Source organism: Paenibacillus sedimenti, from assembly GCF_014534655.1.
Lineage (GTDB): Bacteria > Bacillota > Bacilli > Paenibacillales > NBRC-103111 > Paenibacillus_E > Paenibacillus_E sedimenti.
Genome location: NZ_JACVVD010000037.1, coordinates 1 through 4,108, shown reverse-complemented (window position 1 = coordinate 4,108; position 4,108 = coordinate 1). Strand labels below are relative to the sequence as shown.

The window sequence follows — 4,108 nt, the reverse complement described above, 5'->3', positions numbered from 1 at the left end:
TTTTCCCACCTCGGCGTAGAGTTCATCAATCTTCTGCTCGTATTCATTTTTCATTTTCGTAATGCCTTTGCGATCGTCGACGAATAATTGCGAAAGATTCTGTACCGCTTCGTTTTCCACCGGTTGAGGACATTGGTATGAATTCCATGCTCCGATGCAAGTTGCGCTATAGACTTTTCTTCCTTCAAAATTTCCAGTACCAAACGTGCCTTTTCTTCAGGAGTAAACTTTCTTCTCGTGGATGCCATACAACTAAGAATCTCCTTTTTGGCTGTCTAGTTTCTATGTAGCATTATAAAAAGCCCGTACCATCAAGGCACGAGCCAGTGACATTTGTGTTCAAACTCAACGACATTTCATGTTCAAATCAGCGACATTTTTAGTTACAACTCCCGTTAGCACAACAGGCCACCGAGTTTATCACCGGCAGCCTGCTTGATATTTGTTATGGAGCTATCGTTATCCGTTAGTTGAATCGTTGAGAGGCTTTCTTAACTGCCCATGAATGATGTTCATGAAAAAACAAATTATCAACTTGATCCAAGTTTATCCACCTTAAATGATGGTCATCGTCCATCGGTTCTTGTACTTTTTCAATAAACTCTGCTATAAAGAAAATTCCATTGCTTAATAAAGGTTCATTTTGGGGACTGATAAAATATCTTTGTGCCTTACCGATATAAGAACCAATATTTATTTCATAACCTGTTTCCTCTAACAGTTCTCGTCTTAGACATTCTTCGGGTGTCTCATCTTCTTCAATCCCACCACCAGGCAAAAAATAGCTTCTTTTAGCCGTAAGAACTGAAGCAACCTGTTGTTTATTAGTATCTATAATAACAGCATAATAGCCATCTCTTCTTTGATACTTGAGATGGTTAAACTTCTCTCCAAAAATCAATTTTTCTTTCAAATCATTCGCCCCCAGTGAATTCAACACTTGCCAGGTAGTCAGCCCCTGTTTAAGAATCGTACCCGGTTAGTTTAATCCCGTTAGTCAATGTACGAATTGGTCATACAATGACGAGAAAACTGCACCAATTAGGCGGTAATTACTTTCCGTTGATCTTCCGCCCTTTTTATGCTTTCCTTCGTCCACGGAGGTGTATTCGAGTGTGCTAATACTTCTTCGTAGGTCAACCAGTATACTTCTTCAACTTCATCTGGACTTTTGCTGTGTGCTGTTCCTTTGCCATACTCGCAGAGAAAGACAACATTTATTACGTTTAGTCCACTATCTGAAACAAATGATGAACTATACAAAAAATGTATATTTTCCTTAATTTCAATGCCGACTTCCTCAAATATTTCCCGTCTAACCGTTCTTTCCAAAGTATCTAAGGTATTTTCTTCAATATCGACCTTGCCACCAACAAGCGATAAGGTTCCACCTGCGTGTTCTTCTTTATTGCTGCGTTTAATTATTAACCATTTTTCTTCACAATAAATTGCGCCCTCGACATTAACAATGAACATTGAATAACCTCCATAATTGAGACTATTATCCTTTATTCTAACATTACTTTCTCCGTTTAAGTGACGCCATCTTTTTTATCATAACTCCCGTTACTTTAACGGCCAAGAGCAGGTCGCCGCGGCGCCTGCTCCTCAATAACTTATCTGTATTTTTCTTTATTAATGGCTTCTTTCATGTGATACAATTCTCTAAATCAATATCGTACACATTAGCCAAGCAAGTAACGTAGTAAAGTACATCGTACAGTTCTTCTTCAATAGTCCCTTTTATCGTATTATGATCAGTTAGCCGTTTATCTTTCCTTAAAACCTCCGCTAATTCCCCGACTTCCTCGATCAGTTTCAGAAAATATGCCTGTTTAAGTTCAGGCTTATAATCCTTTTCCTTAAGTATTAATTGCAATTGCTTGAGAGTTAAATCTGGCATCTATTTCCCCCTATCTGCTCCCTGATTCGTTCAACTATCGTATCCTTAGCTTAACGAATTTTACTATTTAAACTCAATAATTAAGTACACTGCATCTCGCAAATTACTCGGTCAAAACGCAGCGCCGCAAGATCATCCTCAAGTTTTCCGTTAGCGGAATGACTGAATTCTCAATTATGGTTCGATTCACCTCAAATTATCCTACAACTTATCAGATTGGCGAATTTCATATTTCCAAGCGATTCAGAACCATTAGTCAAAATATATGACACATATAAACATTTCCTAGCATCTTTTGGAACGAGAAAATAGCAAAAAGGCAGACGCCGAGTCGGCACTGCCTCTTTCAATATATCTATTATTTGTTCGCGCGGGCTGCGCGCATAGCCGCGGTTTCCTCTTCGTTCGGTCCGTAGATGCCGGGAGCCGCAAGTCCCGCTTGACGCATCAGAATCGTCATCTGGCCGCGATGATGGATTTGATGGCGGATCAACATTTGCAGCACGCCGCCGTATGTCGTATCGATAAAGCCGAACAGGACTAACTTCTCCGGCAGCTTGGCGTCCGACCATTGCTCCTTCAACGCCGATGAAACTATGTCATGAACCTTGCGGTAAGTCTTGGCGATTTCGGCTGCGGAAGCTGGCTGCTTCGAAAGGTCCGGACCTTCCATCTGTAGACCTGCCGCTTTCAAAAAAGCGCCGTAGCTACCCACCAGATGCCAGGCTAGTTCGCCCAACGTCCGCGGCTGAGCCTCCGAAACGGCTTGCTTCAGCGAATCGTCTGTCAGCTTGTCCAATACTTTCAATGTCAGCTCAACCTCTTGCCTGCCATCTTCTAGAAATGCGTTCACACTCGTGTGCATCATTATCTCTCCTTATAGAGTTAGAATAAATACGGTGCCGACGACAACCATCGTAGCTCGCCTTGCGGAAGCAATCGATATGCATTTGCATGGCGGTCTCAGGGAATATTTTACATAATAACAGATGAAAACGCCATAGAAAATTCGCCGCCGGTTATACCCGGTATATGCTTCGTCCGCTCCCCCTATTCGTCTGATTGCTTAAACTTCATATAAGAGCGCCTCCTTGATGGTGTGGGTTTCGAACCCGTGCACAAAGCCATCTTACAGAGGCGCTCCTGTTTTGACTAAATCTATTTCTTAGGCCCTACAGGAAGGTTCAACGATTTGGAGCAGGTCGCCGAGGTGCCTGCTCTAGTCACAATCATTTCACTATCGTATTCCGTTAGTTCAATCCACCGCTGAAATCCATCTATAGGAGTAAGATTGGACATATTCCTGATACCACCTACAGATGGGATGGCTATCAGTAACAACATTACATCTTCCCTTACATAGGATTATTCCCCTTCTTCCAAACCATATGAAGCTTACGCGAGATCCAGCCTGCCTTAAAAACTAGAAAAAAACTGATAGCCAAGTTGATCAAATCAACAGGGATGTCGAACAGAACTCCCATCATACCTTCTTCATGGATAAGACCTGTCTGCTCTCCTACTAAATCTCTGATAGTCCACATAATACCGGCGACATCCATTGTAAGCATATAAAGACCAAGCAAACCGATGCCAATCTGAAGTATTCCTTCATAATTCGGTTCATGCGTATGCTTTACATCCGAAACCAACTTGCCGGCAAGCTTGCTCGCAAATAACCAGAGGATAAAACTTAGAAGAAGATACAGGACAAATGGACCCATTGAAGATATGACATTTCGCGGAATGTAACGATACAGCTCTGGGTTACCGATTCTCATAAAGAGAAAGTCGATCACGTTGCCGAAGGATTTGAAAGCCGTGATAAAGCATAAAATCGACATTAGACGAATGCTAAGAAACGTTAACCTGTACATATTCATCAGTTTCTGCTCCTTAATGAAGATTGAAATATAAGTGCCCGCTTATTTTATGTAAAAGTTTGTAATCCATCTTATCCCAGCCCTTTATTTTCGATCACTATTTTCTAAATTATAGCACTTCCCAGGTATTAGCGTAATCTGCCCGTTAGGCGCGGAAAAGACAGCCGATCGATCTGGCCGGCTGCCGTCGTATCCTTATTGAACTATCGTTTCCCGTCCCTCAGTATTAAGCGTTTATCTCTCATATACTCAATCATTCGCAGGATTTCATCACTCTGAATATACAGGTCTTAAGGAAGAGTACTAGAGACAACCATCAGAT

At 41.7% G+C, this 4,108-nt stretch carries 7 protein-coding genes; all 7 read right to left on the bottom strand.

Features of this window, described 5'->3' with window-relative positions; translation table 11 throughout:
- Window positions 1-50: 50 nt before the first annotated feature.
- Window positions 51-248, bottom strand: coding sequence for a transposase (locus ICC18_RS34955; RefSeq protein ID WP_188178670.1), 198 nt, complete (start codon window positions 246-248; stop codon window positions 51-53).
- 218 nt (window positions 249-466) lie between these two features.
- Window positions 467-913, bottom strand: coding sequence for an NUDIX hydrolase (locus ICC18_RS33240; protein ID WP_188178669.1), 447 nt, complete (start codon window positions 911-913; stop codon window positions 467-469).
- Between the two features lie 128 nt (window positions 914-1,041).
- The gene (locus ICC18_RS33235; protein ID WP_188178668.1) at window positions 1,042-1,476 is read right to left on the bottom strand and encodes an NUDIX hydrolase; all 435 of its coding nucleotides are present in this window, start codon (window positions 1,474-1,476) and stop codon (window positions 1,042-1,044) included.
- 172 nt (window positions 1,477-1,648) lie between these two features.
- On the bottom strand, window positions 1,649-1,903 hold the full coding sequence (locus ICC18_RS33230) for a MazG nucleotide pyrophosphohydrolase domain-containing protein (RefSeq protein ID WP_188178667.1): 255 nt from the start codon (window positions 1,901-1,903) through the stop codon (window positions 1,649-1,651).
- Between the two features lie 358 nt (window positions 1,904-2,261).
- Window positions 2,262-2,771 carry a DinB family protein gene (locus ICC18_RS33225; RefSeq protein WP_223193099.1) on the bottom strand — a complete coding sequence of 170 codons (510 nt, stop codon included), beginning with the start codon at window positions 2,769-2,771 and terminating at the stop codon, window positions 2,262-2,264.
- 290 nt (window positions 2,772-3,061) lie between these two features.
- On the bottom strand, window positions 3,062-3,202 hold the full coding sequence (locus tag ICC18_RS33220) for a hypothetical protein (RefSeq protein WP_188178666.1): 141 nt from the start codon (window positions 3,200-3,202) through the stop codon (window positions 3,062-3,064).
- A 56-nt stretch (window positions 3,203-3,258) separates the two neighbouring features.
- Window positions 3,259-3,786: a hypothetical protein gene (locus ICC18_RS33215; RefSeq protein ID WP_188178665.1), complete on the bottom strand. Its 528-nt coding sequence runs from the start codon at window positions 3,784-3,786 to the stop codon at window positions 3,259-3,261.
- Between the last annotated feature and the right edge of the window lie 322 nt (window positions 3,787-4,108).